General features: G+C 71.7%; 32 protein-coding genes. 23 read left to right on the top strand and 9 right to left on the bottom strand.

Features of this window, described 5'->3' with window-relative positions; genetic code table 11:
* Positions 1–48: 48 nt before the first annotated feature.
* Positions 49–1239, top strand: a complete 1191-nt coding sequence (locus Ade02nite_RS38490; RefSeq protein WP_203774682.1) for a sensor histidine kinase — start codon at positions 49–51, stop codon at positions 1237–1239.
* The gene (locus Ade02nite_RS38485) at positions 1236–1982 is read left to right on the top strand and encodes a LytR/AlgR family response regulator transcription factor (RefSeq protein ID WP_239169352.1); all 747 of its coding nucleotides are present in this window, start codon (positions 1236–1238) and stop codon (positions 1980–1982) included. Before Ade02nite_RS38490 ends, Ade02nite_RS38485 begins: the two co-directional genes overlap by 4 nt.
* Before the next feature lie 749 nt (positions 1983–2731).
* On the opposite strand, the gene Ade02nite_RS38480 is transcribed toward Ade02nite_RS38485, so the two are convergent.
* The 3 genes from Ade02nite_RS38480 to Ade02nite_RS50460 are packed head-to-tail and all read right to left on the bottom strand — an operon-like array spanning position 2732 to position 4324.
* Positions 2732–3721 (bottom strand): hypothetical protein, encoded by a 990-nt coding sequence (locus tag Ade02nite_RS38480; protein WP_203774680.1) that lies wholly within the window; start codon positions 3719–3721, stop codon positions 2732–2734.
* Entirely contained in the window at positions 3711–4202 is a 492-nt protein-coding gene (locus Ade02nite_RS38475) for an RNA polymerase sigma factor (protein WP_203774678.1), read from the bottom strand. The genes Ade02nite_RS38480 and Ade02nite_RS38475 overlap by 11 nt, the downstream gene beginning before the upstream one ends.
* Positions 4199–4324 carry a hypothetical protein gene (locus tag Ade02nite_RS50460; RefSeq protein WP_275409979.1) on the bottom strand — a complete coding sequence of 42 codons (126 nt, stop codon included), beginning with the start codon at positions 4322–4324 and terminating at the stop codon, positions 4199–4201. The genes Ade02nite_RS38475 and Ade02nite_RS50460 overlap by 4 nt, the downstream gene beginning before the upstream one ends.
* A 214-nt stretch (positions 4325–4538) precedes the next feature.
* On the opposite strand from Ade02nite_RS50460, the gene Ade02nite_RS38470 reads away from it, so the two are divergent.
* The 6 genes from Ade02nite_RS38470 to Ade02nite_RS38445 all read left to right on the top strand — a co-directional run bounded on the left by Ade02nite_RS38470 (position 4539) and on the right by Ade02nite_RS38445 (position 10788).
* Positions 4539–5231 (top strand): response regulator transcription factor, encoded by a 693-nt coding sequence (locus Ade02nite_RS38470; protein ID WP_203774676.1) that lies wholly within the window; start codon positions 4539–4541, stop codon positions 5229–5231.
* Positions 5228–6229: a HAMP domain-containing sensor histidine kinase gene (locus Ade02nite_RS38465; RefSeq protein ID WP_203774674.1), complete on the top strand. Its 1002-nt coding sequence runs from the start codon at positions 5228–5230 to the stop codon at positions 6227–6229. The genes Ade02nite_RS38470 and Ade02nite_RS38465 overlap by 4 nt, the downstream gene beginning before the upstream one ends.
* Before the next feature lie 65 nt (positions 6230–6294).
* Positions 6295–6678 (top strand): DUF485 domain-containing protein, encoded by a 384-nt coding sequence (locus Ade02nite_RS38460; RefSeq protein WP_203774664.1) that lies wholly within the window; start codon positions 6295–6297, stop codon positions 6676–6678.
* The gene (locus Ade02nite_RS38455; protein WP_203774662.1) at positions 6675–8291 is read left to right on the top strand and encodes a sodium/solute symporter; all 1617 of its coding nucleotides are present in this window, start codon (positions 6675–6677) and stop codon (positions 8289–8291) included. The genes Ade02nite_RS38460 and Ade02nite_RS38455 overlap by 4 nt, the downstream gene beginning before the upstream one ends.
* Positions 8292–8308: 17 nt before the next feature.
* A complete protein-coding gene (locus Ade02nite_RS38450; RefSeq protein WP_203774660.1) occupies positions 8309–9091 on the top strand; it encodes an ABC transporter ATP-binding protein in 783 nt (260 codons plus the stop codon).
* 110 nt (positions 9092–9201) lie between these two features.
* Complete coding sequence (locus Ade02nite_RS38445) at positions 9202–10788, top strand: ABC transporter permease (protein ID WP_203774778.1); 1587 nt, start codon at positions 9202–9204, stop codon at positions 10786–10788.
* Positions 10789–10798: 10 nt separating this feature from the next.
* Here the strand turns inward: Ade02nite_RS38445 and Ade02nite_RS38440 are convergent, their stop codons facing one another.
* Both Ade02nite_RS38440 and Ade02nite_RS38435 read right to left on the bottom strand, forming a co-directional pair.
* A complete protein-coding gene (locus Ade02nite_RS38440; protein WP_203774658.1) occupies positions 10799–11026 on the bottom strand; it encodes a hypothetical protein in 228 nt (75 codons plus the stop codon).
* Positions 11027–11077: 51 nt separating this feature from the next.
* Complete coding sequence (locus tag Ade02nite_RS38435) at positions 11078–11308, bottom strand: hypothetical protein (protein WP_239169351.1); 231 nt, start codon at positions 11306–11308, stop codon at positions 11078–11080.
* A gap of 82 nt (positions 11309–11390) precedes the next feature.
* Here Ade02nite_RS38435 and Ade02nite_RS38430 point away from each other — a divergent pair, with 82 nt between their 5' ends.
* From Ade02nite_RS38430 to Ade02nite_RS38390, 9 genes are all read left to right on the top strand, one after another.
* Positions 11391–11900 carry a flavin reductase family protein gene (locus tag Ade02nite_RS38430; protein ID WP_203774654.1) on the top strand — a complete coding sequence of 170 codons (510 nt, stop codon included), beginning with the start codon at positions 11391–11393 and terminating at the stop codon, positions 11898–11900.
* Between the two features lie 116 nt (positions 11901–12016).
* Positions 12017–12367: a DUF485 domain-containing protein gene (locus Ade02nite_RS38425; protein WP_203774652.1), complete on the top strand. Its 351-nt coding sequence runs from the start codon at positions 12017–12019 to the stop codon at positions 12365–12367.
* Positions 12367–14040 (top strand): monocarboxylic acid transporter, encoded by a 1674-nt coding sequence (locus tag Ade02nite_RS38420; RefSeq protein WP_203774649.1) that lies wholly within the window; start codon positions 12367–12369, stop codon positions 14038–14040. The genes Ade02nite_RS38425 and Ade02nite_RS38420 overlap by 1 nt, the downstream gene beginning before the upstream one ends.
* 102 nt (positions 14041–14142) lie before the next feature.
* On the top strand, positions 14143–15342 hold the full coding sequence (locus Ade02nite_RS38415; RefSeq protein WP_203774647.1) for an LCP family protein: 1200 nt from the start codon (positions 14143–14145) through the stop codon (positions 15340–15342).
* 19 nt (positions 15343–15361) lie between these two features.
* Positions 15362–15697 (top strand): rhodanese-like domain-containing protein, encoded by a 336-nt coding sequence (locus Ade02nite_RS38410; protein ID WP_203774645.1) that lies wholly within the window; start codon positions 15362–15364, stop codon positions 15695–15697.
* Complete coding sequence (locus Ade02nite_RS38405; protein ID WP_203774643.1) at positions 15694–16494, top strand: glycerophosphodiester phosphodiesterase; 801 nt, start codon at positions 15694–15696, stop codon at positions 16492–16494. Before Ade02nite_RS38410 ends, Ade02nite_RS38405 begins: the two co-directional genes overlap by 4 nt.
* 56 nt (positions 16495–16550) lie before the next feature.
* Complete coding sequence (locus tag Ade02nite_RS38400) at positions 16551–17738, top strand: sensor histidine kinase (protein WP_203774641.1); 1188 nt, start codon at positions 16551–16553, stop codon at positions 17736–17738.
* Between the two features lie 38 nt (positions 17739–17776).
* A complete protein-coding gene (locus Ade02nite_RS38395) occupies positions 17777–18655 on the top strand; it encodes a DUF5926 family protein (protein ID WP_203774639.1) in 879 nt (292 codons plus the stop codon).
* A gap of 2 nt (positions 18656–18657) precedes the next feature.
* Complete coding sequence (locus Ade02nite_RS38390; RefSeq protein WP_203774638.1) at positions 18658–19404, top strand: glycoside hydrolase family 16 protein; 747 nt, start codon at positions 18658–18660, stop codon at positions 19402–19404.
* On the opposite strand, the gene Ade02nite_RS38385 is transcribed toward Ade02nite_RS38390, so the two are convergent.
* Positions 19401–20597 (bottom strand): arginine deiminase, encoded by a 1197-nt coding sequence (locus Ade02nite_RS38385; protein ID WP_203774636.1) that lies wholly within the window; start codon positions 20595–20597, stop codon positions 19401–19403. The genes Ade02nite_RS38390 and Ade02nite_RS38385 overlap by 4 nt on opposite strands.
* Positions 20598–20897: 300 nt before the next feature.
* On the opposite strand from Ade02nite_RS38385, the gene Ade02nite_RS38380 reads away from it, so the two are divergent.
* From Ade02nite_RS38380 to pheA, 5 genes are all read left to right on the top strand, one after another.
* Complete coding sequence (locus Ade02nite_RS38380) at positions 20898–21629, top strand: hypothetical protein (RefSeq protein ID WP_203774634.1); 732 nt, start codon at positions 20898–20900, stop codon at positions 21627–21629.
* 105 nt (positions 21630–21734) lie between these two features.
* Positions 21735–22196, top strand: coding sequence for a PAS domain-containing protein (locus Ade02nite_RS38375; RefSeq protein WP_203774632.1), 462 nt, complete (start codon positions 21735–21737; stop codon positions 22194–22196).
* A 73-nt stretch (positions 22197–22269) separates the two neighbouring features.
* Positions 22270–22659 (top strand): ACT domain-containing protein, encoded by a 390-nt coding sequence (locus tag Ade02nite_RS38370; RefSeq protein ID WP_203774628.1) that lies wholly within the window; start codon positions 22270–22272, stop codon positions 22657–22659.
* 37 nt (positions 22660–22696) lie between these two features.
* Positions 22697–23284, top strand: coding sequence for a hypothetical protein (locus tag Ade02nite_RS38365; protein WP_203774619.1), 588 nt, complete (start codon positions 22697–22699; stop codon positions 23282–23284).
* Positions 23285–23473: 189 nt separating this feature from the next.
* A complete protein-coding gene (gene pheA / locus Ade02nite_RS38360; protein WP_203774617.1) occupies positions 23474–24421 on the top strand; it encodes a prephenate dehydratase in 948 nt (315 codons plus the stop codon).
* A gap of 115 nt (positions 24422–24536) precedes the next feature.
* Here pheA and Ade02nite_RS38355 read toward each other — a convergent pair whose 3' ends face one another.
* Genes Ade02nite_RS38355 through Ade02nite_RS38345 form a run of 3 tightly spaced genes read right to left on the bottom strand, consistent with a single transcriptional unit; the run spans position 24537 to position 26169 of the window.
* Positions 24537–25271, bottom strand: coding sequence for an AIM24 family protein (locus tag Ade02nite_RS38355; protein ID WP_203774615.1), 735 nt, complete (start codon positions 25269–25271; stop codon positions 24537–24539).
* 60 nt (positions 25272–25331) lie between these two features.
* Entirely contained in the window at positions 25332–25715 is a 384-nt protein-coding gene (locus Ade02nite_RS38350; RefSeq protein ID WP_239169350.1) for a metallopeptidase family protein, read from the bottom strand.
* Between the two features lie 25 nt (positions 25716–25740).
* Positions 25741–26169 carry an OsmC family protein gene (locus tag Ade02nite_RS38345; protein ID WP_203774613.1) on the bottom strand — a complete coding sequence of 143 codons (429 nt, stop codon included), beginning with the start codon at positions 26167–26169 and terminating at the stop codon, positions 25741–25743.
* Positions 26170–26236: 67 nt separating this feature from the next.
* On the opposite strand from Ade02nite_RS38345, the gene Ade02nite_RS38340 reads away from it, so the two are divergent.
* On the top strand, positions 26237–26992 hold the full coding sequence (locus tag Ade02nite_RS38340) for a hypothetical protein (protein WP_203774611.1): 756 nt from the start codon (positions 26237–26239) through the stop codon (positions 26990–26992).
* Positions 26993–26998: the final 6 nt, after the last annotated feature.

Genomic DNA, 26998 nt, shown 5'->3' with positions numbered 1-26998 from the left:
CGGTATGACGAGTGGACGTTCCCGCGGGGAGCCGTCAATATCTGCTGCGTGGATCAGGTCGGAAGCGTGCTCGCGGTCGTCGCGGTGCTCGCCGGCCTGGCCGCCGCCGTGGTCGCCGTGGTGCGGCTGCGTGCCCGCCGCGGCATCGCCACCGCCATGCAGCGGGCCACCTACGACGTCCTGCACACCGCCGCGCTCGCCGCCGAGCCGCTGCGCGGCGGCCTGAGCCCCGCCGGCGCCGGCAAGGCCGCCCGCCACCTGCGCGCCCTCGTCGGCGCGGCCGGCCTGACGATCGCCGACCGCGACCGCTGCCTCGCCTTCGACGGCCGCGGCAGCCACCACGGCGACCAGTTCACCGCCGCGGCCACCCGCGCGCTCGACACCCACCGCTCGGTGGTGCTCGCCGCCGCCGACCTGCCCTGCGACCGGGTCGACTGCGTTGTGCGCGGCGCCGTGGTGGCCCCGCTCTCCGGGCCGGACGGCCGGGCCTCCGCCGCTCTGGTGGCGGTCGCCGACGACCAGCCCGCGCCTGGCCTCGTACAGGCGACTCTGGAAACCGCCCGATGGGCCGCGACGCAGATCGCCCTCGCCGAGCTCGAATCGTCCCGGGAACGCCTGGCGCGCGCCGAGGTGCGCGCGCTGCGGGCGCAGATCAGCCCGCACTTCATCTACAACGCGCTCACCGCGATCGCCTCGTTCGTGCGCACCGACCCGGAACGCGCCCGCGAGCTGATCCTCGAGTTCGCCGAGTTCACCCGCTACTCGTTCCGGGCGCACGGCGACTTCACCACGCTCGCCGAGGAGCTTCGCTCGATCGACCGCTATCTGACCATCGAGCGGGCCCGGTTCGGCGACCGCCTCCAGGTACGCCTGCAGATCGCGCCCGAGGTGCTGCCGGTCGGCCTGCCGTTCCTGTGCCTGCAACCGCTCGTCGAGAACGCGGTCCGCCACGGTCTGTCCCGCAAGCCGGGCGTCGGTATGGTGAGCATCGAGGCACAGGACGCCGGCGCCGAATGCCACATCACCGTGGAGGACGACGGCGTCGGGATGGATCCGGAGGTCTTCGCGGCGGGCGGGCCCGAGACCGACGACGGGCAGCACGTGGGCCTGGCAAATGTGGACGAGCGCCTCCGCTCGGTCTTCGGCGACCACTTCGGCCTGGTGGTCGAGACCGCGCCCGGCGCCGGAACGAAGGTGAGCATGCGAGTGCCGAAATTCCACCCGGGGGTACGGGCGTGAGCCTTGTCGTACTGGCCGTGGACGACGAGCCACCGGCCCTGGACGAGCTGGCCTACCTGCTCAACGCCGACGGCCGGGTGGCACACGTCCACCGCGCCGGCGACGCGACGGAAGCCCTGCGCGTCCTGCGCGACACCGAAGTCGACGCGGTCTTCCTCGACATCCGCATGCCCGGCCTCGACGGCATGGAGCTGGCCCGCATCCTGCGCCGCTTCGCCCGCCCACCCGCCATCGTCTTCGTCACGGCCTACGACGACGGCGCCGTGGACGCCTTCGACCTGGGCGTGACCGACTACGTCCGCAAACCCGTCCGAGCCGAACGCCTGGGCGAGTCCCTGCGCCGAGTGGCCGGCCTGCGCACCATGGTCCCCGCGGCCACACCCACCCAGCCCGCCGACGAGCCGGCCATCCCCGTCGAGCTGGCGGGCACGACGCGCATGCTCCCCCGCTCCTCGGTCCGCTGGGTCGAGGCACAGGGCGACTACGCCCGCCTGCACACATCCGACGCCTCCCACCTGGTGCGAGTCTCCCTGGCCACCCTCGCCGAACGCTGGGCCGACGCCGGCTTCGTCCGCATCCACAGGTCGTACCTGGTCCAGATCCGCCTGATCGCCGAGCTGCGCCTCACCCCATCGGGCTACGTGGTGACGGTCGACGGCGTGGAGCTGCCGGTGAGCCGCCGCCACACCCGAGAGCTGAAGGACCGCCTGATCAGAGCCGCCAAGCACGATTGGCAGCGCTGACGCCGCCCGGGTCCCATCGCACGTCGACGGCCGCCCTCCAGCTGCCGTTCCGCCCTCCACCGGCTCCAGCCACCGCCCGAGCCGGCATTGCCCGGTCCAGCATCGCCCGATCCAGCAACCGTCCGGGTCGGCCACCGCTGGGCCCAGCCATCGCCCCGGCCCAGCCGTCGCCCCGGCCCAGCGACCGCCCAGGTCGGCCACCGCCTGGCAGCCACCGCCCCTGCCCGGCCAGCCACCGCCCCGGTCCAGCCATCGCCCCGGCACGCTTCCAGCACCAGCCTGCCTCTCGGCCCGCCGCCGCTCTCGCCCGAAAGGCGCAACTGGCCCGAAGCCCACACCGTCGCCAGCCTGCCCGAACCTGCCGATGCCTGTGAGCTGGGACGTCAGAAGCCCGATCCGCTGCTTGCCCTCACGCAATCCACACGGTTATCCACAACCCCACAGGCTTGTCCACAGAGTTATCCACAGGCCCGCGGTGGATAACTTGCTCCGGGCGTAGGCTCTGCCCTCGTTCCCCGGGTGGGTGGGGGCTCGGGATGGACTCGGGTACGTGCTGCTCTCGACCTCCGACTGCTTTCGGGCCTTCGACGTGCTGCCTTTCGGCTTTCGACGCGCAGCGTCCGGGCCTTCGAGCGCAGCGTCCGACCCTTCGAAGCGCAATGCCCGTGCCTTCGACCCGCAGCGACCGTGCCGTCGACGTCGGCTCACCCCATCGGGAGTGCCGTCGTCCTGCCGGAAGACCAAGGCGGTCACGGCATCGCATCCCAAGCCTTCAAGCGGAGCGTGATCTCGCCAGGCTGCTGTGGCTCCTCGACGTTGAGGCGGACGAGGGTCTGCGGCTCGGCGGGGCTCGCCGTCATAAGGCAATAGGTGCGGTCCGTGCGCAGCGGCAGCGGTGACCCGGGGCCGGGCGTGGCGCGCAAGGCGTCGGCGCAGTCGTCGGGGGTCACGTCGGCGGCCGGGATCATGGCGGCCCGGACGTTGTCGTCGTTGGCAAGCAGCGAGTCGCCGGTGGCGGGGGATGCGCTGATCTGGACGGGGCCGTCATCGACGATCTTCGGCTGGGCCAGGTCGAGGCTCTGTGGGCCGGTGTCGTCGATCGGCACGGTGACGAGGGTGGCCGGGTAGCGGACCCGAAAAGTCGCGGGGGCGGCGTGAGACGGCGGCAGCAAAGGCGACGGCCGGGCCGGCGAAGAAGAAGGCAAAGAAGGCGGCAAAGAAGAAGGCGAAGAAGAAGGCAAGGAAGAGGGCGAGGAAGACGGCGAGCGGGCAGGCGAAGCCGACGACGGAATCCCGGACGAAGAGGCGGACGACCGCGAGCCAGGCGACAAAGAGGGCGCATCGGAAGATGCCGACCCGAACGGCCGCGCGGTCACCGACGGCAAGGGCGCAACAGGATCGCGCGCCGGCCGAGACCGGCCAGGTGCGATGACCGACGGCGAGGGAACGGCGAGCGTCGGCGGCTCGACCAGTTCCTCGCGCGCGCCGATCATCACCTGCTGGATCCCGGCGGTCGTCCCGAAAGCAGCCAGCGCAACCAGCGCGACGACACCGACCCGCACCCGCACGAAGGAGCGAGGAACAGAAGCCCGCAATGACAACCGCGGCGGCGCCTCGGAGGCGCGGGCCAGCAGATCCGCCAGCCCGGCCTCGCAGTCGAAGCGGAGGCCGGCGAGGGCCTCCGCCTCGGCGGCCTCGAACAGGCGCCGCTCGGCGACCGTAAGCTCCTCATCGGCCATGCTTCGTCTCCTTTCCAAGGGCCAACAAGGGCCGCAGAATTTCCCGGGCTTTCTGGAGCTGCGACCGCACGGTCGACGGGTTCCGGCCGAGCTTCTCCGCGATCTCGCAGATCCGCAGGCCGTCGTAGAGCAGGGACATGACCTCGCGGGACGGCTCGTCCAGGACGCGGAGGATGTCGAGCGCCTCGGTGCTGCCGTACGCGTCGTCCTCGGCGGTTCGCACGAGGGGTGCCATCGCCGCGTAGCCGGTGCGCTGCCGGACGGCCTGGCGGGCGCGGTCGATGCGGATCCGCTTGGCCGTGGTGAAGGCGTACACCTTGAGCGCCTTCTCGGAGTGGCGGTCCAGTTCGGACCATTGCCGGTAGAGCCGCAGCATGGCCTCCTGGGCGACGTCGCCGGCGTCCTGTTCGCCGAGCCCTTCGGCCCGCATCCGCACGAAGAGCCACCGGTAGTGGCTCTCGTAGAACGCGGCGAAGGTCACCACGGCGCCCGGCGCCAGGTGACGCGGATGTCGAGGTGGAGCCGCGGCGCGGGCAGCTCCGCCACCATCCAGTTGATGATCTGTGCAACCAGCGCGCCAATGAGAGGGTCAATGATGTCCAACTTTTCCCCTTGGCCGGTTTGATGTGTTTTGTCAGTTGAAACGTCCCGGCTAGGGAAAATGTCCGCGGATACCCTCAACGGGTGACGGCCCGATCTCCACAGGTCGTTCACAAACTCGCCGCCTCGTCCGCACGGGTGATCAATAGGCTGACCGCCGACGGCCGGTGAGCCACGGGGGCGCACCGGCCGGAGGGAAACAGAGGAGGCTCGGGTCGTGGAGACGCAGCGACGGGTGCTGGTCGTCGAGGACGAGCGGACGATCGCCGACGCGGTCGCGGCCAGGCTGCGGGCCGAGGGCTTCACGGTCGAGGTGGCCGGCGACGGGCCCGCCGCGGTGGAGGCCGCGCGGCGTACGCCACCCGACGCGATCGTCCTCGACGTGATGCTCCCCGGCTTCGACGGCCTCGAGGTGTGCCGCCGCATCCAGGCCGAGCGCCCGGTGCCGATCCTCATGCTGACCGCCCGCGACGACGAGACCGACCTGCTGGTGGGCCTCGCGGTCGGCGCCGACGACTACATGGTCAAGCCGTTCTCGATGCGCGAGCTCTCCGCCCGGGTGCACGCGCTGCTGCGCCGCGCCGCCAAGGCCGACATGTCGACGACGGCGAAGAAGCCGTCCGCGATCAAGCTCGGCGACCTCGAGATCAATCAGGCCGAGCGGCGGGTGACGCGGGCCGGGGTCGAGGCCCATCTGACCCCGACGGAGTTCGACCTGCTCGCTCACCTCGCCGCGCACCCGCGCACGGTCCTGCCCCGCGAGCGCCTGCTCGCCGACGTGTGGGGCTGGGCCGACGCCTCCGGCACCCGCACGGTCGACAGCCACATCAAGGGCCTGCGCCGCAAGCTGGGTTCCGACCTCATCCGTACGGTGCACGGGGTCGGCTATGCGCTGGAGGTCGAGCGATGAGGCTGCCCCGGCCGCTCGATCCGGTGCGGTCGATCAAGATGAAGATCATCATGGTGCTGCTGGCCGGCGGCGGCAGCGGGCTCATCTGGTTCTACCTGTGGCTGGGCTGGTTCCCGATCTGGACCGGCGTCACGGCCACGGTCATCGGCGTGACGATCGTGCAGTTCCTGGCGCGCGGCATGACGTCGCCGCTGCGCGAGATGACCGCAGCGGTCCGGGCCATGGCGCAGGGCGACTACGACCGGCGGGTACGCGCGACCTCCGCCGACGAGGTGGGCGAGCTCGCGGTCGCGTTCAACCAGATGGCCGCCGACCTGGGCGCCGCCGACCGGCAGCGGCGCGAGCTGATCGCCAACGTCTCGCACGAGTTGCGTACGCCGATCACGGCCCTCCAGGGCCTGCTGGAGAACATCGTCGACGGGGTCGCCGAGGCCGATCCCGCGATGATGCAGACCGCCCTGGCACAGACCGAGCGCCTCGGCCGCCTGGTCACCGAGCTGCTCGACCTGTCCCGGGTGGACGCCGGCGTGGCTCCGCTGGCTCGTCAGCCGATCGAGGTCCCGTCGTTCCTCGACGATGTCGTACGCGAGGCAGAGGTCAACGCCGCGGGAGCCGGCCGCGACGTGCTCTTCAAGGTCGCCTCGTCCCCGATCGTCGTGCCCGGCGACCCGCAGCGGCTGCATCAGGTCTTCGCCAACCTGCTCGACAACGCGGCCCGGCACAGCCCGCCCGGCGGCACCGTGCAGGTGCGCGCCGAGCGCCGCGGCGAACACCTGCTGATCTCGGTGGCCGACGAGGGCGAGGGCATCCCGGCGGCCGAGCGCGACCGGGTCTTCGAACGGTTCACCCGAGGCGAGCGCGCCGCGGGCGGCGGCACCGGCCTGGGGCTCGCGATCGCCCGCTGGGTGGTGCAGATGCACCGCGGAACGATTGCCGTGGTCGACCCCGATCGGGGCCGGCCCGGCTGCCACATCCAGGTCACCCTGCCCCTCATCTGAGCCACGAAAGGCAGCAAGGGCCCGCGGGTCTTGACATCCCGTCGGCGGCGGACAGACTCCGGGGCATGGCCGACGACAAGACCCCGACGCGTACGAGGGTCGTGCTGGGAGAAGTCGCGGCCCGCGGCCGCCCTGCCGACCGGACACGCACCGACCTCGCGGAGCAGACACCCGTGGGCGAGGCTCTGGTCAAGGGCCTGATGCGTGCGCAACTCGCGCTCGCGCTGCGGCTCGCCCTGGTGGTGGTGACCGGCCTGGGCGCGCTGCCGCTGCTGTTCGTGGCCGCGCCCGGCGTCGCGGAGTTCAAGGTCTTCGGCGTCCACCTGCCGTGGCTGCTGCTCGGCGTGCTGTCGTTCCCGTTCCTGCTCGCCGTCGGCTGGGCCTACGTGCGCTGGGCCGAGCGCAACGAGCAGGACTTCGTGGCGGTCATCCGCAGGCCCGAGCGGTGAACCCGTACGTCGTTCCCGGCCTGGTGGTCGTGGTGCTGGTGACCGTGGGCATCGGCGTGTACGGTCTGCGCTTCGCCCGCACCACCTCGGACTTCCTGGTCGCCTCCCGCTCGGTGAGCCCGGCCTGGAACGCGGCGGCGATCAGCGGCGAATACCTGTCGGCGGCCTCCTTCCTGGGCGTCGCCGGCCTGGTGCTGCGCTACGGCGTCGACGTGCTGTGGTACCCGGTCGGTTTCGCCGCGGGCTATCTGGCGCTGCTGCTCTTCGTGGCGGCGCCGCTGCGGCGGTCGGGCGCGTTCACCCTGCCCGACTTCTGCGAGGTGCGGCTCGGCTCGCCGATGTTGCGCCGGCTGGCCAGCGTCTTCGTCGTCTTCATCGGCTGCCTCTACCTGGTGCCCCAGCTTCAGGGCGCCGGGCTGACGTTCACCACGGTCACCGGCGGCTCGTACGTCTGGGGTGCCCTGCTGGTCGGGGTGGTGGTGACCGCGAACGTGGCGCTCGGCGGCATGCGGGCGATCACCTTTGTGCAGGCCTTCCAGTACTGGCTCAAGCTGACCGCGCTCGCCGTCCCGGCCATCTTTCTCATCCTCCAGTGGCAGTCCGACGGGCGCCCGCAGGTCACGCCGACCGTCTTCCCGGCCGCGACGACGGTGGTGATGGAGCAGGACGCGACGGTCAACGGCGTCGAGGTGCAAAAAGGACAAACGCTGACCTTCGAGGAGGGCGAACGCGTCCCGGATGTCAGCACCGTCGACAGCCGGTTCGACGCCGACTGGCTGCTGCCCGGCGGCGACGGCACCCTCTGGGCCACGTACTCGCTGATCCTGGCGACGTTCCTCGGCACGATGGGGCTACCCCACGTGCTGGTGCGTTTCTATACGAATCCCGACGGCGCCTCGGCGAGACGGACGACCCTGGTCGTGCTCGGCCTGGTGGGGCTCTTCTATCTGCTGCCCACCCTCTACGGCGTGCTCGGGCGCATCTACACCCCGCAGCTGCTCATGACCGGCCGCACCGACGCGGTGGTGCTCCTGCTGCCCGAGGCGGCGCTCGGCGGCGGTCATCTCGGCCGGCTGCTCGCCGCGCTCGTGACCGCCGGCGCGCTCGCCGCCTTCCTCTCCACGTCGTCGGGCCTGCTGACCAGCGTCGCCGGGGTGGTCTTCACCGACGTGCTGCGGGCCGGCCGGGGCGGCTCGGTGCGCGACTTCCGCCTCGCCACGGTGCTGGCCGCCGTCGTACCCGTGCTGCTGTCCCTCTATGTCTCCAACATGGACGTGTCGCGGGTCGTCGGGCTCGCCTTCGCGGTCGCCGCGTCCAGCTTCTGCCCGCTGCTCGTGCTCGGCATCTGGTGGCGCCGGCTCACCGACGTGGGCGCGATCGCCGGCATCCTGATCGGTGGCGGCGCCTCGATGGCCGCCGTGCTGATCACCGTGCTCGGCCCGCCGCTGCACGGATGGCTCGCCGAGTTCATCGGCGAGCCGGCCGCCTGGACCGTGCCGCTGGCCTTTCTCGTCATGGTCACCGGCTCCCTGCTGACCGGCCGGCGGGTGCCCTCCGACGTGGGCGCGACGATGCTCCGGCTGCACGCACCGGAGTCGTTGCGGGTGTCATGACCTGCTACTTTCGGACCATGACCGTGCCGGCGCAACGACATCGGGAAGAACCGCCGGCCGCGATGTCGCTGCGCGGTCTGGTGAAGCACTTCGACACCAAGCTCGCCGTCTCCGGCGTCAGCCTCGACGTGCCGGCCGGCTCCTTCTACGGCCTGCTCGGCCCCAACGGCGCCGGCAAGACCACGACCCTGTCCATGGCCGTCGGCCTGCTGCGGCCCGACGCGGGTCAGGCTTTCCTTCAGGGGTACGACGTGTGGGCCGACCCGGCGGCGGCCAAGGCCCGCCTCGGTGTGCTCCCCGACGGCGTGCGCCTCTTCGACCGGCTCACCGGCCCCGAGCTGCTCGCCTATCACGGCCTGCTGCGCGGGATGGACGCCGCCACCGTCGACCAGCGCGCCCGCGAGCTGCTCGACGTGCTCGAGCTCAGCTCGGCGGGCCGCACGATGGTGGTCGACTACTCCGCCGGCATGCGCAAGAAGATCGGCCTCGCCTGCGCGCTGCTGCACGCGCCGCGGCTGCTCGTGCTCGACGAGCCGTTCGAGGCCGTCGACCCGGTGTCGGCCGCCCGCATCCGCGACATCCTCCAGCGCTACGTGGCCGGCGGCGGCACGGTGATCTTCTCGAGCCACGTCATGGAGGTCGTCGAGCGGCTCTGCTCGCACGTCGCGATCCTCTCCGACGGCGTCCTGCGCCTGCACGGCACGCTCGGCGCGGTGCGCGGCGACCGCTCGCTCGAGGAGGTCTTCGTCCAGGTGGTCGGCGGCCGCGTGGGCACCGGCTCGGAGCTGGCGTGGCTCTGAGCCCGGCCGCGAACAGCGAAGGGCCGGCCGCGAACAGCGAAGGGCCGGCCGCGAACAGCGAAGGGCCGGCCGCGAACAGCGAAGGGCCGGCCACGAAGAACGGGAGCCCGATGCCGTTCGTCCGGCTCAAACTACGGCTCATCGCGAACGGCCTGCGCGGCCGCCCCGGGCGCATCGCCCTCTTCGTCACCGGGGTGCTGGTCTCCGGCATCTTCGCGGTCGCCGGCTACGCGATCTTCGCGGTCCCCGGGGTGCTCGACGACGGGCGGGCGGCCGCCACGCTGCTGCCGCTCGGCGGCTCCGCGCTGGTGCTCGGCTGGGTCGTGCTGCCGCTGGTCTTCTTCGGCGTCGACGAGTCGCTCGACCCGGCCCGCTTCGCGCTCTTCCCGCTGCGCCGGCGCACCCTGATCGCCGGGCTCTTCACCGCCGCGCTGGTCGGCCTGCCGGCCCTGGCCACGCTGGTGGCGACGGCCGGCACCGTGAGCACGGCGGCGCAGCTCGGTGGTGGCGGCGCGGCCCTGGTGCAGTTCGCCGGCATCGTCGCCGGGCTGCTGCTCTGTGTCGCGGTGAGCCGGTCGGTGACCAGCGCGTTCGCGACGGGGCTGCGGTCGAGGCGGTCGCGCGACCTGGCCGTGGTGCTGCTCGCCGTGGTGGCCGCGCTGCTCGGGCCGTTGCAGCTGGCCGTGCTGGCCGGGCTGGAGCGGGCCGACTGGGAGGCGTTCGGCACCGTCGCGCGGATCGCCGGGTGGACGCCGCTCGGCGCGCCGTACTCGATCGGCCTCGACGTCGCCGCGGGGCGCGCGTGGGCCGTACCGGTGAAGCTCCTGATCGTCGGCGCGGCCATCGCCGGGCTGCTGTGGTGGTGGAGCGCGACGCTGGAACGGGCGATGCTCGGCGCGGCGGCGAGCGGGCGCGGCGGCGAGGCGGCCGAGACCGGGTCACCGGTCGACCGGCTGGTGGGGCGGCTGCTGTTCGGGCGGCGGCTGCCGGCGACGCGGTTCGGCGCGCTGGTGGGCCGCGAGGTGCGCTACTGGCTGCGCGAGACGCGGCGGCGGGCGGCCCTGATCACGTTCACCGTGGTCGGCCTCTTCCTGCCGGTGTCGGTCTCGATGAGCGGCGGGTCGCCGGGGCTGATGGGCGGCTTCGTGGGCGCGCTGGCCGCTGTCGCGCTGGCCAACCAGTTCGGGTACGAGGGAAGCGCGTACGCGGCGAACATGACCGCCGGCGTGCCCGGCCGCACCGAGATCCACTCGCGGGCCGCGGCACACGCGTTGTTCACGGTGCCGCTGCTGATGGTCGTCGCGATCGTGGTGGCCCTGGTGAGCGGGCGCCCCGAGGGCCTGGCCGCGCAGTTCGGCGGGCTCGTCGCGGCGTACGGCGTGGGGCTCGGTGTCGTGCTGCCGGTGTCGGTGATCGCCGCCTACGCGCTGCCCGAGACGACCAGCCCGTTCGCGCTCTCGTCCGGCGGCGGCGCGGCGAAGGGGCTGCTCACCCTCGGCGCGATGCTGGCGACGGTCGTGGTGTCGGTGCCGCTGCAGGTGGTGGCGTTCTTCCTGGGCGACGTCTGGCTGTGGCTCGGCTTGCCGGCGGGCATCGCGTACGGCTGCGCGGCCTACCTGATCGGCTCCGGCGTGGCCGGCGACCTGCTGGACAGGCGCATGCCCGAGCTGCTGGCCGCCGTCACGCCCGGCCGGTGAGGCAGCGCGCTCAGCGCCGTTTGATCAGGCCGTCGCGGCGCACGAAGATCACACGGCGCTCGACGGCGTCGCCGGTCGGGCCCAGCACGTAGCCGTCGATCCACAACCATCCGTCGTAGGTGAGCCGCGGGTCGACCCGGATGACCCGGAGCGTGAGCGCCCGCTCGCCCTGGAACTGGACGCTGGCTGCCCCTCCCACGAAAAGGACGTCGCCGGGCCGCGGCAACGCCTCGTCCATCCGCGCCTCCCCAGGAATGGGGACACGGTACTCCCAGCAACTTCCCAGGCTTCAGCGAGCGGGGCGGAGACCGTCGCGGCGCACGAAGATGCGGCGGCGTTGCAGCGCCGCCCCGGTCGGGCCGAGCACGTAGCCCTCGAGCCACAGCCAGCCGTCGTAGGTGCGGCGCGGGTCGACCCGGATCAGCCGGAAGGTGAGCGCCCGCGAGCCCTCGAACTGCACACTCGCGTCCGCGCCCACGTGCAGCACCACTCCCGGGTGCAGCTGCACCTGCTGATGCACGGGCGGCCTCCCTCCCATCCGAACATAGTTCTTGATCAATGTTGGCGGATAGAGGCGTGCACCTTCTGCAATCAAAGCCAGAATGGTGCGCGTGACGATTCACTCGACCGATCCCTTCGCCACCCCCGACGAGGAGAAGTCGCCGGTCCGCCGGCTGCGCGGCCGGCTGGCCTCGCCGGTCACGCTCTGGACGACGGCCGGCCCGGCCGGGCTGACCGTCTCGTCGACCCTGGTGGCCGACGGCGAGCCGGGCCGCATCCTCGGCCTGATCGACGACGAGAGCGACTTCTGGGACGCGGTCGAGACCGCCCGCCGGTTCGCGGTGATCCCGCTGACGCCCGCCGACCGCCAGCTCGCCGACCGCTTCGCCGGGCTGATGCCGGCCGCCGGCGGGCTGTTCGCCTCCGGCGAGTGGACCGAGACCGAGTACGGCCCGGTGCCCGCCGGCCACGGCACGTGGGCCGGCTGCCGGCTCGAATCGGAGCGCCCCTGCGGATGGGCGCTGCTGGTCGAGGCCGTGATCGAAGTGATCACCGTCGACGCGCAGGCCGCGCCGCTGATCCACTATCGAGGCCGATACCGCGAGCTGTGACCCGCTCGGCGCAGTCAGACGGCCACTCGGCGCAACAGCCGACCGGGCGCCGGTGACGGGCCTCATATCTCCGTACGTTGCCGGAAAGTCCGCCCCACCGAAGGTGGTGAAACCCGGTGACTACCGAAGTGCCCTCGACCTCAGCCGAGCGGTACGTGGCCGTGCAGCAGTCCGAGGAATTCGGCCGGCTGCGCCATATCGTCCGCAGCTTCGTCTTTCCGATGACGGCCGCGTTCTTCCTCTGGTACGCCCTGTACGTCCTGCTCTCCGCGTATGCCCGCGGTTTCATGAGCACCAAGCTCGTCGGGAACATCAACGTGGCGCTGGTCTTCGGCCTGCTCCAGTTCGTCTCGACGTTCCTGATCGCCTGGTACTACTCGCGCTACGCGGCCCGCAAGATCGACCCGCTGGCCGAGCAGATCTACAACGAGATCGAGAGCGGCGACAAGAAGGGGACCGACGCCTGATGGAACCCCACCTCCTCGCCGCCGAGGTCTCCACCTCCACGTCCCGCGGGCTGACCATCACGCTCTTCCTGGTCTTCGTGGCCATCACCCTAGGCATCACGATCTGGGCGAGCCGCCAGACCAAGACCGCCACCGACTTCTACGCCGGTGGCCGGCAGTTCTCCGGCTTCCAGAACGGCATGGCGATCGGCGGCGACTACATGTCGGCCGCGTCCTTCCTGGGCATCGCCGGCCTGATCGCGCTCTACGGCTACGACGGCTTCCTCTACTCGATCGGCTTCCTGGTCGCCTGGCTCGTCGCGCTGCTGCTGGTCGCCGAGTACCTGCGCAACTCCGGCCGCTACACGATGGCCGACGTGCTGGCGTTCCGCATGCGCCAGCGCCCGGTCCGCACGGCGGCGAGCGTCTCCACGATCGTGGTGTCCATCTTCTACCTGATCGCCCAGATGGTCGGCGCCGGCGCGCTCGTCTCGCTGCTGCTGGGCATCAAGGCCGACACGACCTTCCTCGGCATGGACGCGGACACCGCCAAGGTGGCCACGATCATCCTGGTCGGCGCGCTGATGATCGTCTACGTGGTGGTCGGCGGCATGAAGGGCACCACGTACGTCCAGATCGTCAAGGCGTTCATGCTGATGACCGGCGCGCTGATCATGACGCTGCTGGTGCTCGCGCACTACAAGTTCAACCTGTCCGAGCTGCTCGGCGACGCCGCCCAGCAGTCCGGCAAGGGTGACGCCTTCCTCGAGCCGGGCCTGCGCTACGGCGTGGAGTCGGCCAGCGCGTCGGCCACCTTCTACAGCAAGATGGACCTGCTCTCGCTGGGCATCGCGCTGGTGCTCGGCACGGCCGGCCTGCCGCACATCCTCACCCGGTTCTACACCGTGCCGACCAGCCGGATCGCCCGCAAGAGCGTGCTCTGGGCGATCGGCATCATCGGCACCTTCTACCTGTTCACCCTGGCCCTCGGCTTCGGCGCGGCGGCCCTGGTGGGCGGGCAGGCGATCACCGCACAGGACAAGGCGGGCAACACGGCCGCCCCACAGCTCGCCCAGGCGCTCGGCATCGACTACCTGGGCGGCGAGACCGGCGGCGCGATCCTGCTGGCGGTGATCGCGGCGGTCGCCTTCGCCACGATCCTCGCCGTGGTCGCCGGGCTCACGCTGGCGTCGTCGTCGAGCGTCGCGCACGACTTCTACGCCAACGTGATCCGGCGCGGCAACGCCTCCGAGCGGGACGAGGTGCGCGTCGCCCGCATCTCCGCCCTGGTCATCGGCGCGGTCGCGATCGCGCTGTCGATCTTCGCGCAGAGCCTGAACGTGGCGTTCCTGGTGGCGCTGGCGTTCGCGGTGGCCGCCTCGGCGAACCTGCCGGCGATCCTCTACAGCCTGTTCTGGAAGCGGTTCAACACCGCCGGCGCGATGTGGTCGATCTACGGCGGCCTGATCGTGGCGGTGGGCCTGGTCTTCTTCTCGCCGGTCGTCTCCGGCTCGCCGACGGCCATGTTCCCCGACAACGACTGGCACTTCTTCCCGCTCTCCAACCCGGGCCTCATCTCGATCCCGGCGGGCTTCCTGGCCGGCTGGATCGGCACGGTCATCTCGAAGGAGTCGGACGCCGACAAGTACGCCGAGCTCGAGGTCCGGTCGCTGACCGGGCACGGCGCTCACTGACCTGCGCAAAGATCAAGGGGGGAGGGGCCTTCTCTCCCCCCTTCGTGCCGCGTCACCCGCTAAGAGCGGGCGTACGGGCGCGGTGTCCGTAACCTAGGTTTCATGTCTGCTCCCACCTCTCCGTACGGCAATCAGTCGGGAAGAGCCTCAGTTCCGCCCGCGGGCCGGGCATCGGCACGTCCGTCGCGTCCGTCCGGACCGGGAGAGGACTGGCCCCCGCGCGGCAGCACCGGTGGCAGCGGCGGCCGCCCGCCCACCGGCGGCGGCACCTCCTACCGCGGGCGCCGGCCGCGTCCCCGCTGGGGCCGCATCGCGCTGCTTGCCGGCCTCGCCGTCTTGATCATCGCGGTCATCGCCGGCATCTCGCTCTACGGGTACGCCCGCGGCCTCGACAACGACCTCAAGCGCACCGACGCCTTCTCCGGCCTCTCCGCGGACCGCCCGGCCAAGGCGATCGAGGGCGCGCAGAACATCCTGCTGGTGGGCTCCGACTCCCGTGACCCGGACGCCAAGGACGACGGCGCCGGCAAGTGGCGGGCGGACACGCTGATCCTCATGCACGTCCCGGAGGACCACAAGAGCGCCCAGCTCATCTCGATCCCCCGCGACCTGTGGGTGACCATCCCCAAGAGCAACGACGCCGAGTGCTCCGACGGCAGTCGCGCCAAGATCAACGCGGCGTTCGCCTTCGGTGGCCTGCCCCGCGCCGTGCACACCGTCGAGTGCATGACCGACGTGAAGATCGATCACGTCATGGCGATCGACTTCGGCGGCTTCAAGGAGGTCACCGACGCGCTCGGCGGCGTCGACCTCTACGTGGAGCAGACGATCACGTCGATCCACAAGCCGCATCGGGTCTTCAAAAAGGGCATGATGCACATGAACGGCGAGCAGGCCCTCGACTGGGTGCGCCAGCGCAAGCAGTTCGCCCGCGGCGACTTCGCCCGCATGCAGCACCAGCAGGAGTTCCTCAAGGCGCTGATGGCCAAGGCGACCAGCTCGGGCACGATCACCAACCCCGGCAAGCTCAACGACTTCCTCAAGTCGGTCACGGCCGCGGTCACCGTCGACAACGACTTCTCGCTCACCGACATGGCCTCCGAGCTGCGCGGCGTCCGTGGCGACAACCTCACCTTCATCACCAGTCCCAACAAGGGCAGCGACACCATCAACGGGCAGTCCGTGGTGGTCTCCGACCGGGAGAAGGCGCTGGCGCTCTACAAGGCGGTGGCGGCCGACGAGCTGGGGCCGTGGATGTCGGCGAACCTCAAGAAGGGGTCGAGCAACACCTCCGGCGGCTGACCCCCGTACGCTTGATGCCGTGTTCGGACCACAAGTGCCCAGTGTGACCGCCGCCGAGGTCGAGGACGGCGCCTACCTGCTCGATGTTCGCGAGCCCGACGAGTGGGCGGCGGGCCACGCGCCCGGCGCCCACCACGTCCCGATGATGGAGATCCCCGCCCGGGTCGCCGACGTGCCCACCGATGTCGAGGTCGTGGTGGTGTGCCGGTCCGGCGGCCGCTCCGGCCAGGTCGTGTCCTACCTGATGGGCAACGGCTGGGACAACGTACGCAATCTCGACGGCGGCATGAAGTCCTGGGAGGCCTCGGGCCGCCAGGTCGTCAGCGAGAACGGGGAGCCGGCCCGAGTCCTGTGAGCGAGCACCGTCCACTCGTCTTCGCGCACCGAGGGGGTGGCGGGGACGAGCTTCCCGAGCACACCCTCGGCGCCTACCTCCAGGCGCTCGAGGACGGCGTGGACGGCCTCGAATGCGACGTGCGGCTGACCCGCGACGGCCACCTCGTCTGCGTGCACGACCGCCGGCTCGACCGCACCAGCAACGGGCGCGGCCGGGTCAGCACCAAGACCCTGGCCGAGCTCGACTCCCTCGACTTCGGGTCGTGGCATCCCGGCTACCCGGTCGACGAGGAGCCGCTGCCCGACCTCACCCGGCTGCTCACCCTCGACCGGCTGCTCGAGGCCGTGCGCGGCTCGGGCCGGCAGGTCCGGCTGCTCATCGAGACCAAACACCCATCGCGGTACGGCGCGGAGGTCGAGCGCCGCGTCGTGCGGGCGCTGCGCCGGCACGGGCTCGCCGAGCCACGGCCGGACGACCCCGTACGGGTGACCGTCATGTCGTTCGCCGCCCTCGCGCTGCGCCGGATCCGCGCGCAGGCGCCGGCGATCCCCACGGTCTATCTGGTCGAGATCCTGCCGCCGGGCGTCGGCGTGTCGCGGGGCCGGCTGCCCTTCGGTGCCCGCATCGCCGGCCCCGGGGTGGCGCTGGTGCGCTCGCGACCAGGTCTGATCCCCGCGATCCGGGCCGCCGGGCACGAGGCGTACGTCTGGACCGTCAACGACGAGGCGGACCTCGATCTCGTGCTGAAGCACGAGGTGGACGGGGTCATCACCGACCGGCCGCGCTTCGTTCTCGACCGGCTCGCCAAAATGTGACGCACGACACTCTCCGGGCCTGCCCAAAAACGGGGAAGCGAGGCAAACTCGCAAGCATGCCGGACCGTCCCGACTACAGCGCGCTGACCCGCGGTCAGATCGCCATCCTCGACCGGATCAACGCCGGTGAGACGGGGCTCCCCGTGCTGCAACAGGTCGTCCGGCTGGCACAGGAGGCGCTCGGCGGCCGCGGCGCCGGCTTCGCCGAATACGCCCCCGACCACGGCCGGATCATCGCCGCCACCGGCGCCTGCACCCCCGCGATCGGCCGCCGGGTCGACCGCGCCGACTCGCGGCTGCGCGGCCGCCGCAGCCTGCTCATCCCGCTCGACTCGCTCAACGACGAGTTCGCCAAGCACGTCGAGGGCGGCGACCTGCGCCGCATGCTCGGCGCCCGCTGCGAGGGCACCGACGACGCGATCGTCGGCTCGCTGCACGTCTACTTCGGCGACGGCGACGGCGAGCCCGGCCCCGAGCACCACGCGGTGCTCGAGCTGCTCGCGGCGCACGTGGGACGGCTCTACGCGGCCCGCGCCGGCCTGCCGGTGCACAGCACCTCCCGGCAGGACGACCGCGACCTCTGGGTCGCCGTCACGAGCCACGAGCTGCGCACCCCGGTCACGGTCATCAAGGGCTACGCGGACACGCTCACCAACCACTGGGACTCGCTCGGCGAGGACGGGCGCCAGGAGGCCGTCCGGGTCATCGGCACGCGCGCCGGCGAGCTGGCCCGCCTGGTCGACCGCCTGCTCTCGGCGGCCAGCGCCGACGGCGAGATCGGCGGCGCGCCCGCCGGCCCGTTCGACCTGCCCGAGACGCTGCGCCACGCGGTCGACGAGCTGCCGGCCGACCTGCGCCGGCGCATGCTGCTCGGCAACCTCCCGGCCGAGCTGCCCAAGGCGTACGGCGAGCGCGACTCGATCGCCACCATCCTCACCGAGCTGACCACGAACGCGGGCAAGTACTCGCCGCCCGACTCGCTGATCGAGCTCTGCGCCGGGGCCGACGAGGAGACGCTGCGCTTCCGCGTCTCCGACCGGGGCGTGGGCATCCGGCCCGAGCACGTCGAGCGGGCCTTCGAGCGCTACTGGCAGGGCGACACCGGCGACCGGCAGCACCACCCCGGCGCCGGCCTCGGCCTCTACCTGGTGCGCAGGCTCGTGGAGCGCCAGCACGGGTGGGTCTCGCTGCGCCCGCGCGAGGGCGGCGGCACCACCGCCGAGGTAAGGCTCCCGCGAGCCTGAAAAGACACGGAGCGCTTCAGCGCCTAGGCTGTGTCGCCGTGAGCAAGCGTCGCAACCAACGCCAGTCCGCACCGAAACGCGAGAAGGTGCGGGACATCTTCGTCGCCCGGCCGTTCGAGGGCATGGCCGACGAGCCGGAGTGGATCGCGCTTCGCGAGCTCGTCCCGGCCGCGTCCGCGCCGCTGACCCTCAAGCCCGAGATCATCGAGGAGTACGGCGACCGCCCGGTCACCCTCTCGACGGTCCTGCCGATGGCGTGGCCGGCCATGACGCGCCAGGACGGCCGGGTCTTCATCGGCCTCCAGCGGCACGTGCAGTCCGGTGACGTCTCGCGCGACCTCGCGGTGGCCATCCTGAGCGCGCTGCGCACCGAGCCCGGCGACACGGTGTCGGTGCCCGCGCTGCCGGGCGAGGGCCCGCGCCTGCAGGACGTGCTGGTCGACGCCCCGCTCGACATCACCATGCACGACGGCTTCGAATACTGGCTCGACGCCGAGCAGGCGGACGACCCGAACGTGAAGGCCTCGCTCGAACGGGCGAACGCCTCGATCTACCCGACCGTGCGCATGCAGAGCGCCCACGCGGCGTACTGGTGCCGGGTCGCCCCCGACAAGGGGCACGTGCGCTGGGTCCTGCCCGAGCCCGAGGACAAGGCGCTCGACGCGCTGGCCCGCCTCTCGGCCGCCGGCGACCTGCTGCTCGGCGAGAACACGAAGTTCGCCGGCATGTTCCGGGCGCACGGCCTGCTCGTGCCCGTCTGGGACATCCCGGGCGAGCCGGAGGGCGCCGACTGGGAGGCGCCGCTCGCCGACTTCGCGAAGCGCTACGCCGACATCCTGGCCGAGACCGGCCCGCTCGACGCCGACGCCCGCCGTGCCAAGCAGGGCCTGATCGGCCGGCAGCTCACGCTCCGCTGACGATGCTGGACGAGCGGTTCCTCTCCCCGGAGTTGGACCGCTCTGTCTGGGTTCCGTGGTATTTGCCGCATTGGAGCTCGCGGGCGGCCTCCGCGGCGACGTACGAGGTGGGCGGCGGGGAGCTGAGGCTGAGCATCCCCGTCGACCAGCCGCTGTGGGCCGAGGGCGTGCACGAGACGCCGCTGCGCGTCTCCGGCATCCAGAGCGCCAACTACTCCGGCCCGGTGGGCAGCACGACCGGCGGCCAGCCGTTCCGCGACGGGCTCCAGGTCCGCGAGGAGCAGGGTGAGTTCTGGGGCTGCACGCCGGTCTACGGCGACATCTCGATTCGCATGCGCGGCGTCATCACCGAGCGGTCGATGGTCGCGTTCTGGCTCTCCGGCATCGAGACCATCCCCGAGCTCTCCGGCGAGATCTGCGTGATGGAGGTCTTCGGCTCCGCCCCGCGCGACGTCGGGATGGGCCTGCACCGCTTCCGCGACCCCCGGCTGACCGAGGACTGGGGCACGGTGCCGACCTCCCTGGACATTTCCGACTTCCACGCGTACGGCGTGCAGTGGCGCCCCGGCTCTCTCGTCTTCACGATCGACGGTGAGCCAGTCAAGAGGGTCGATCAGGCGCCCGACTATCCGGTGCAGCTGCAGATCGCCGTCTTCGACTTCCCGGACAGGGCCCACCTCGTGGACGGCCCCGTCCCGGTGCCCGAGCTGATCGTGTCGCGGGTGACCTGCTCCCGGCCCGCCTCCTAGCTCAGCGGCGCCCGCTCGATCGGGCAGCTCATGCAGCGCGGGCCGCCGCGGCCGCTGCCGAGCTCGCTGCCGCTGATCCGCACGACCTCGATGCCGGCGCGTTCGAGCTGGGCATTGGTCTCGACGTTGCGCTCGTAGGCGACGCAGAGCCGCGGGCCGATCGCCAGCGTGTTGTTGCCGTCGTCCCACTGCTCACGCTCGGCGGTGACGGGGTCCAAACCGGTGTCTATTATCCGCAACCGGTCGATCCCCATCGCCTCCGCGGCCGCTTCGAGGAAGGGCCGCGCCACCTGCGCGCGGGGCTCGCCGTCGGCGTCCGCGGTCACCGTGTACGCCCGCAGGGTGTCGGCGACGTTCGGATACATCACCACGGCGTCGACGTCGACCATCGTGCAGACGGTGTCGAGGTGCATCGTGGCCCGCTCCTGGGCGATCGGGACGGCCAGGATGGTGTGCGCGAGCCCGGCAGCGAAGACCCGGCGGGCGAGCCGCTCGGCGCCGGCCGGGGTGGTGCGCTCCCCGACACCGATCGCCAGCACGTGCGGCGCGAGCAGCAGCACGTCGCCGCCCTCCAGGTGCTCCAGCCCGGGGTCGTAGAGGAGCTCCGCGCCGGCGAACCGCGGGTGATAGCGGTAGATCGCCCGGGTCAGCGAGGTCTCCCGGCTGCGCGCCGGCATCGCCAGGCTGGTGACCGCCACGCGGTCGCGCACCCAGACCGAGGAGTCGCGGGTGAACAGCAGGTTGGGCAGCGGGTCGATGACGAAGTCGTGGCGGTCCATGAGCTCGTAGACCAGGCCGCCCGGGCCCGGCTTCAGCTCCTCGTGCGCCAGGCCCGCCATGAGCACCTCGGCCAGCCGCCGCGGGTCCTGGTCGGCCAGGTAGCGCCCGACACTGTCGCGCAGGGTGTCACCGAGCCGGCGGTCGGCCAGCACCCCCGCGGTGACCTCGGCCCGCGCGTCCGGCACGGCGAGCGTCTCGGCGAGCAGGTCGCCGAGGTAGAGCACCTCCACGTCGCGGTCGCGCAGGGCGGCGGCGAAGGCGTCGTGCTCGTCCTGGGCCCGGCCCACCCACGGAATCGCGTCGAAAAGGAGCGAATCGTTGTTTCGGGGTGTCAAGCGGGCCAACTCGGGCCCGGGACGGTGCAGAAGCACCGTGCGAAGCCTGCCCACCTCACTGTCGACGTAGTGCGCCACAGGCCGACGGTACCCCTCAGTCGATCTCTCAGCACTCGGCGCGGTCGTTCGATGACGTTGGGTCTAGATCATGAGACACCCGTGCAGGACCCCGCCGCTCCGACTAACTTTGTCCATGAACTGGCCGAAGAGGGGAACAGGCGCCGAGATGCACCATCCGCAAGAAGTAGTGATGCGTGAATGCGGCATTCATCCCCACTCACTCGTCTTTCTTTCCACCTCGGTGTCTTGCTTCCGTATGGGGTCGAGCACGTACGGTAGTGAAAAGAGAGCCCGAAGGACCTTTTGCCGGAGGTCGAAGTGACTGTCTTCCCAGCACGCCCTGCTCTGCCCGCGAAGCCCACCACTGTCATCGATCGCTCTCTCGCGCAGCCCGCAGCGCTGGAGGCACCGCCCCGCACGTCACCCGGTGACTACTTCCGCCGCCGCCGCTCCGAGCGCGACGCCCGCCGTCTCGAGGCCGCCGGCAACCGCGCTCTCACCCGGCTCGACCGCCTCGGCCCCGCCTGGCACATCGTCGACTGGCCGCGCACCGACGCCCTCGGCCACTACGAGCCCGACCCCGCCGACGACCGCGCCGGCTTCCTGGCGATCGGCCCCGGCGGCGTCTACGCGGTGACCGTCGCCGACCACGGACGCGCCCGCGTGCTCATCGCCGGCGACGTCGTCCAGATCAACGGCAAGCGCCCGGCGTACGTGGCCGAGGCCCGCCGCGAGGCCCGCCGCGCGAGCAAGGCGCTCTCCGCGGCCGTCGGCCTCAGCGTGCCGGTGACCCCCGTGCTCACCTTCGTCGGATCCGGCGTGATCAGCGTCCACGGCCTCCCCAAGGAGGTGCTGGTCTCGACCGACAAGGAGCTCGACCGGCTGCTGATCGCCGGTGGCGCCCGCATCTCGCCGGCCACCGCCGGCAAGCTCTCGGCCGTCGCCAACCACCCTGCCACCTGGGCAAACGCTCCGTACCGTCCGGCCGGTGACTACCGCTGGCACGCCGACGGACAAACGGCCGCTGACAAGCGTCCGGCACGCCGGTAACGTTCCTTCCGGTTGATGTCGACGGCTTCATCGCCGCGGCGGGCGCCCGGGTGACCGGTCGCGGCCGCGGCGCTGCCGTCGATCCGCAGGAGCGAGGAGGACCGGGTGGCGCACGTCGAACTCTCACTTTCCGGAGCGTTCGTCCCCCAGGCGCGCACACCGTCCGAGGCCGAGTTCGTCCCCAGTCTCGAGAGGTGGACGGCGACCGTCGCGGGCGCCGCCGAGCCGTGCCTGATCATCGACAACTCGACGACGATCATGGCGATCTCACCCTCGGCCGGTGAACTGCTGGGCCTCGGCAAGCCGCCTGAGGTGATCGGCAAACCGCTCGGCGGGGTGCTGCACCTGATCGACTTCACGGCCACGGCCGGCGAGCTCGAGGAGTCCGACGCCGACAAGATCCCGCCGTTGCTCGCGGTCCGCAGCGAGCGCCTGGCGCGGGGCCTGCTGCGCGTCGTGCCGAGCCCGGGCGAGCCGCCGCTGACCGTCGACGCGATCGCCACGCCGCTGTTCGACCACGACCGCGTGGCCGGCTCGCTGACGTTCTTCTCACCGGTGCGCTACTGATCACGGGGTGCTGTGGTGTTTACCGCACCACTTGGGCGTGTGCAGAAATACCCCTGAAACGTAGTCTGCGTTCATGCTCGATCTCGACCTGCTACCAGGGGAGTACGCGGTGTGCCGCCTTCCGGCTGGTTCACCGATCCCGGCTTCGCTGAGCGAGGGTCCGGACGAGAAGGGCGTGGTCTCGCTCAGCTGGGCGCCGGAGGAGCTGTCGATCATCTGCCCCACCGACCGCGTGCCGGAGGGTGCCACGGCCGACACCGCCTGGCGCTGCCTGCGCGTCGTCGGGCCGCTCGACCTCGCCCTGACCGGCGTGCTGGCCTCGCTGATCGGCCCGCTGGCCGACGCCCGCGTCAACATCGTGACGTTCTCGACCTACACGACGGACTACCTGCTGGTGCCGGCCGTGCGGCTCACCGAGGCCATGGACACGCTGCACGCGGCCGGTCACCGCATCGCTTCCTGACCCGGGCTTCCTCACCCGGCGGGCTTAGCATGTCCGGGTGTCCCCCCGCACACGTGCACTTCCCCTGATCATCGTGGGGTCGGCCCTGCTCTCGGCCTGCGGTTCCCCACCGCAGCCGCAGCCGACCTCGCCCACCTACGCGACGGCCAGCGCCGCGCCCGTCCCGCTCGACCCGTCGCTGCTGCCGCCGGTGACCCTGCCGGGCACCCCCACCACGCCGGCGACCACGTTCCCGGCCTATCCGACGACCTACCCCACGCTCGCGCCGACCACGCTGCCGACCGTGCCGACCACGACCGCGCCGACCGAGAAGTCACCCACCCCGACGCCCTCACACGCGCCCAAGTGCACCACCGGCCCGACCGCTGCCGAGATCCTGGCCCTGGTGAAGAAGCAGGAGGGCATGGGGTCGCTCCCGCTCGTGGTGCGGGAGGGCCCGCTCTGCGCGAGCGGATGGTCCTTCGCGACGCTCGAGGACAGCAGCGCCGACGAGGACCCGCTGATGGTGGTCGCCACCGGCGCGGGCGCCACGCTCGCCCTGGTCGCCGCCGGCTCCGACGTCTGCATCAGCCGGGTGGAGACCTCCGCCCCGCCCGGCATCCGCGTCCTCGCCTGCGGCTACTGACAAGGCCCGGCCGGCCCACCACTCACCGTGCCGGGCCGCTCACCGCACCGGGCCGGGCCGCTCACCGCACCGGGCCGCTCACCGTGCCGGGCTGGTCGCCGTGCCGGGCTGGTCGCCGTGCCGGGCCGGTCGCCGTGGTCTGCCGGTCGTGCGCGGCCTCGGTGCCGGCGAAGCCCTAGACTTCCGCACATGCCCGGAACGCCGCCCACCCGCTTCGTCTATCTCGGCCCGGAGGGCACCTTCACCGAGGCCGCCCTGCGCACGATCCCCGCGGCCGAGCGGGGCCTGCGCACCCCGGCCCGCAGCGTCCCCGAGGCGCTCGAGGCGGTCCGCGCCGGCGACGCCGACGCCGCGCTGGTGCCGCTGGAGAACTCCGTGGGCGGCGCCGTCCCGGTCACCCTCGACGAGCTGGCCACCGGCGCCCCGCTGGTGATCACGCGGGAGGTCGTGCTGCCGGTCGAGTTCATGCTGGCCGCCCGCACGCTCACCCCGCTGGCCGCGATCCGCACGATCGCCGCCCACCCGCAGGCCTCCGCCCAGTGCCGCAACTGGCTGCGGGCGAACGCCCCGGACGCCGTGATCGTGGACGTCCTGTCCAACGCGGCCGCGGCGATCAGCGCGGCCGCCGGCGAGCACGACGCCGCCCTGTGCGCCCCGATCGGCGTCGCGCGCAACGGCCTGACCGTGCTCGCCGACAAGGTGGCCGACCACGCGGACGCGGTCACCCGGTTCGCGCTGCTCACCCGCCCCGGGCGCCCGGCCGAGCCGACCGGCGACGACGTGACGTCGCTGGCCGTCTCGATCCGGCGCGACCAGGTGGGCGCCCTGCTCGCCGTGCTCACCGAGCTGGCGGTGCGCGGCATCAACCTCTCGCGCATCGAGTCGCGCCCGACCGGCGAGCAGCTCGGCACGTACGTCTTCTTCCTCGACTGCACCGGCCACGTGGCCGAGCCGCGCCTGGGCGAGGCCCTGCAGGGCCTGCGCCGCATCTGCGCCGACGTCCGCTTCCTCGGCAGCTACCCCCGGCACCGCCTGATCCCGGAGGCTCCCGTCGCGTCCCCGCCCGGCCTCTCGAACGCCGACTTCGCCGACTCCGCCGCCTGGCTGGCCCAGCTCCGCTCGGGCGACTTCGCCTAGCGCCCAAGGTCCGCATTGCGCCCGTCGGCGCCGACCTCTCGGGGCGCATTGCCCACCGAGCGGAGCCAGGCCGGCCAACTCAGTCAGCTCAGCCAGGCCAGACAGCTCTGCGAGCTCAGTCGAAGAGGTTGCCGAGGATGCCGCCGCTGCTCTGCTGGTTGCCGCCGCCGAGGCCCGCGAACCCGCCGGGCGGCTCCTCGGAGGGCTGGACGACGACGAAGCCCTGACCGGCGAAGCTCATCGTGAAACGCTCGCCCGTGCTGCGCCCCAGCAGGGTGCCCAGGCCGAGCTGATCGGCGCGGTGGTAGCCGGTCTGGAGGCTCGCCGACCAGCAGATCGCGGCCTGCGGGTCCACGTACGTGGGCTGATCGACAGTGAGGACCACGGGCGTGCCGTGCGTCGTGACCGCGATGCGGCCCTGGCCGGTGAAGACGCAGTTGAACAGGCCGGCGTTGGACATCATGCCCGCGCCGCTGACCATCTTGATGTCGTACTTCAGCGACGACTCGAAGGCGAGCACGTTGGCGCCGTTGATCGACAGCGCGTCGCCCGGCTCGAGGTCGATGAGGTGGACGTCGGCCGCCCGCTCGGCCAGGAAGACGTCACCGTGCCCCTTGACCCGCATGAGCGGCACGCCCTCGCCGGTGAGCTTCTGCTTGAGGAACTTGCCGATCCCGCCGGAGCCGAGCGCCTCGAAGTGGACCTGGCCCTGGTAGGCGACCATCGAGCCGACCCGCGCCATGAACTCGCCGTTCAGCTCCGCCTTGAGCAGCTTGGAGTTCTGCAGCCGCAACCCGGGCTGGGCCGACTCCTTCTCGAGATTGTCCGCCGAGAAAAGCTCGCTGCGCATCTGGATGTCCTCCTGTTGTGACGCTCTGGACCTCAGCGTAGGGAGGCCCCGCCACCAGGGTTAACCCCAGCCCAGCTCGTGCAGGCGATGGTCGTCGATGCCGAAATGATGGGCGATCTCGTGCACCACGGTGATCGCCACCTCGTCGATCACGTCGGTCTCGGTGTCGCAGATCTTCAACGTCGGCAGGCGGAAGATGGTGATCCGGTCGGGCAGCACGCCGGCGTAGTCCCAGCCGCGGTCGGTGAGCGCCGTGCCCTCGTACAGCCCGAGGAGATCGTCGCTGCCGTCCGGGGGCTCGTCCTCCACCATGATCACGACGTTGTTCATCATCTGGAGAAGCTCGGGTGGCACCTCGTCGAGGGCCTCGCCCACCAACTCCTCGAAGCGTTCGGCACTCATGTCGACCGGCACGCACCCATTGTGCGCGGTGCGCCGGATCATCCGACCCGGCGCACCCTGCCGACTGTCAGGCGAGCTTGGCGCTGAGGGTGATCTGGGCGCCGGGGGAGAGGAGCCGGGAGATCGGGCAGTTCTCCTTGGCGGCCTCGGCGATCTTCTGGAAGGCGGCGTCGTCGATGCCCGGGACGTCGCCGACGGTCTCGAGGTCGATGCGGGTGACGCTGAAACCGGCGTCGGTCTTGTCCATGTGCACCTTGGCGACGGTCTCGACCGAGTTGGGCGTGAAGCCCTCGTCGGAGAGCGCCTTCGAGAACGCCATGGAGTAGCAGCCGGAGTGCGCGGCCCCGATCAGCTCCTCCGGGTTCGTCCCCTCGCCCTCCTCGAAGCGCGACTTGAACGAGTAGTTCCCCTGGATGCCGCCCTTGCCGGTCTTGATCGTGCCGGAACCTTCGGTGAGGTTCCCCTGCCAGCGGGCGGTTGCGGTACGAATAGGCATATCCGAAACGCTAGTCCATCGTTCGGCCGCTGGCCCGGGGACCAGCGCACGGGTCATCATGGTTGTCATGCCCGCGCAGCAGCAGCCGATCGAGCTCGGCGTCACCCCTGCCGAGTCGGTCGTCGAGTTCGGCCCCGAGCCGCCCGCGCGGCGCCGCCGGCAGACCGGTGACTCGATCCGCGGCCTGGCCGGCGACCGGCGGGTGGTTCCGCTGCTCTCGCTTCTGGCCGCCGTCGCGGCTCTCGCCTCGCTCTTCTCCGAGTGGCAGGTCACCACGGTCGACGCCGAGGTGCTCAGCGGCGACGTGGGCCGGCGCGCGGTCACCGCCGAGATCGGCGACCTGGGCGCCCTGGGCACCGGCTACCTGATCGGGCTCTTCCTGGTCGTCCCGGCCGTGGTGCTGACCATGTTCGGACCGCCCGCGGGCCGCCGCTACTTCCGGCTCGCCGGCCTCAGCGTCGCCGGCACGTCGCTGGGCCTGCTCGTCGCGCTCGCCGCCTCGCTCGGCGACCGCAGCGGCGTGATCGACCGGGTCTACGAGATCGCCCTCGACACCGACCAGATCTCCCTGACCTACGGGCGGGGCATCTGGTGCGCGCTCGCCGCGATGGCGCTGGTGCTCGCCGCCCTGTTCCTGGTGGGCCGCCACCTGGACCCGCCGGCCGAGACCGAGGACGAGGGCCCCGCCGCACCCGGCCAGGTCTGGGCGTGGGGCCGTCCCGCCGCGGCCGCCCGGCAGGAGGAGGAGCGGGTCGACCAGCCGCTCGATCTGACGGTGGCTCCCGCCAAGCCGTTCACGACCTTCGGCGACGACGCTCGCTGATCCGCA

This window comes from Paractinoplanes deccanensis (genome assembly GCF_016862115.1).
Lineage (GTDB): Bacteria > Actinomycetota > Actinomycetes > Mycobacteriales > Micromonosporaceae > Actinoplanes > Actinoplanes deccanensis.
This window is presented reverse-complemented; position numbering and strand designations above follow the sequence as displayed.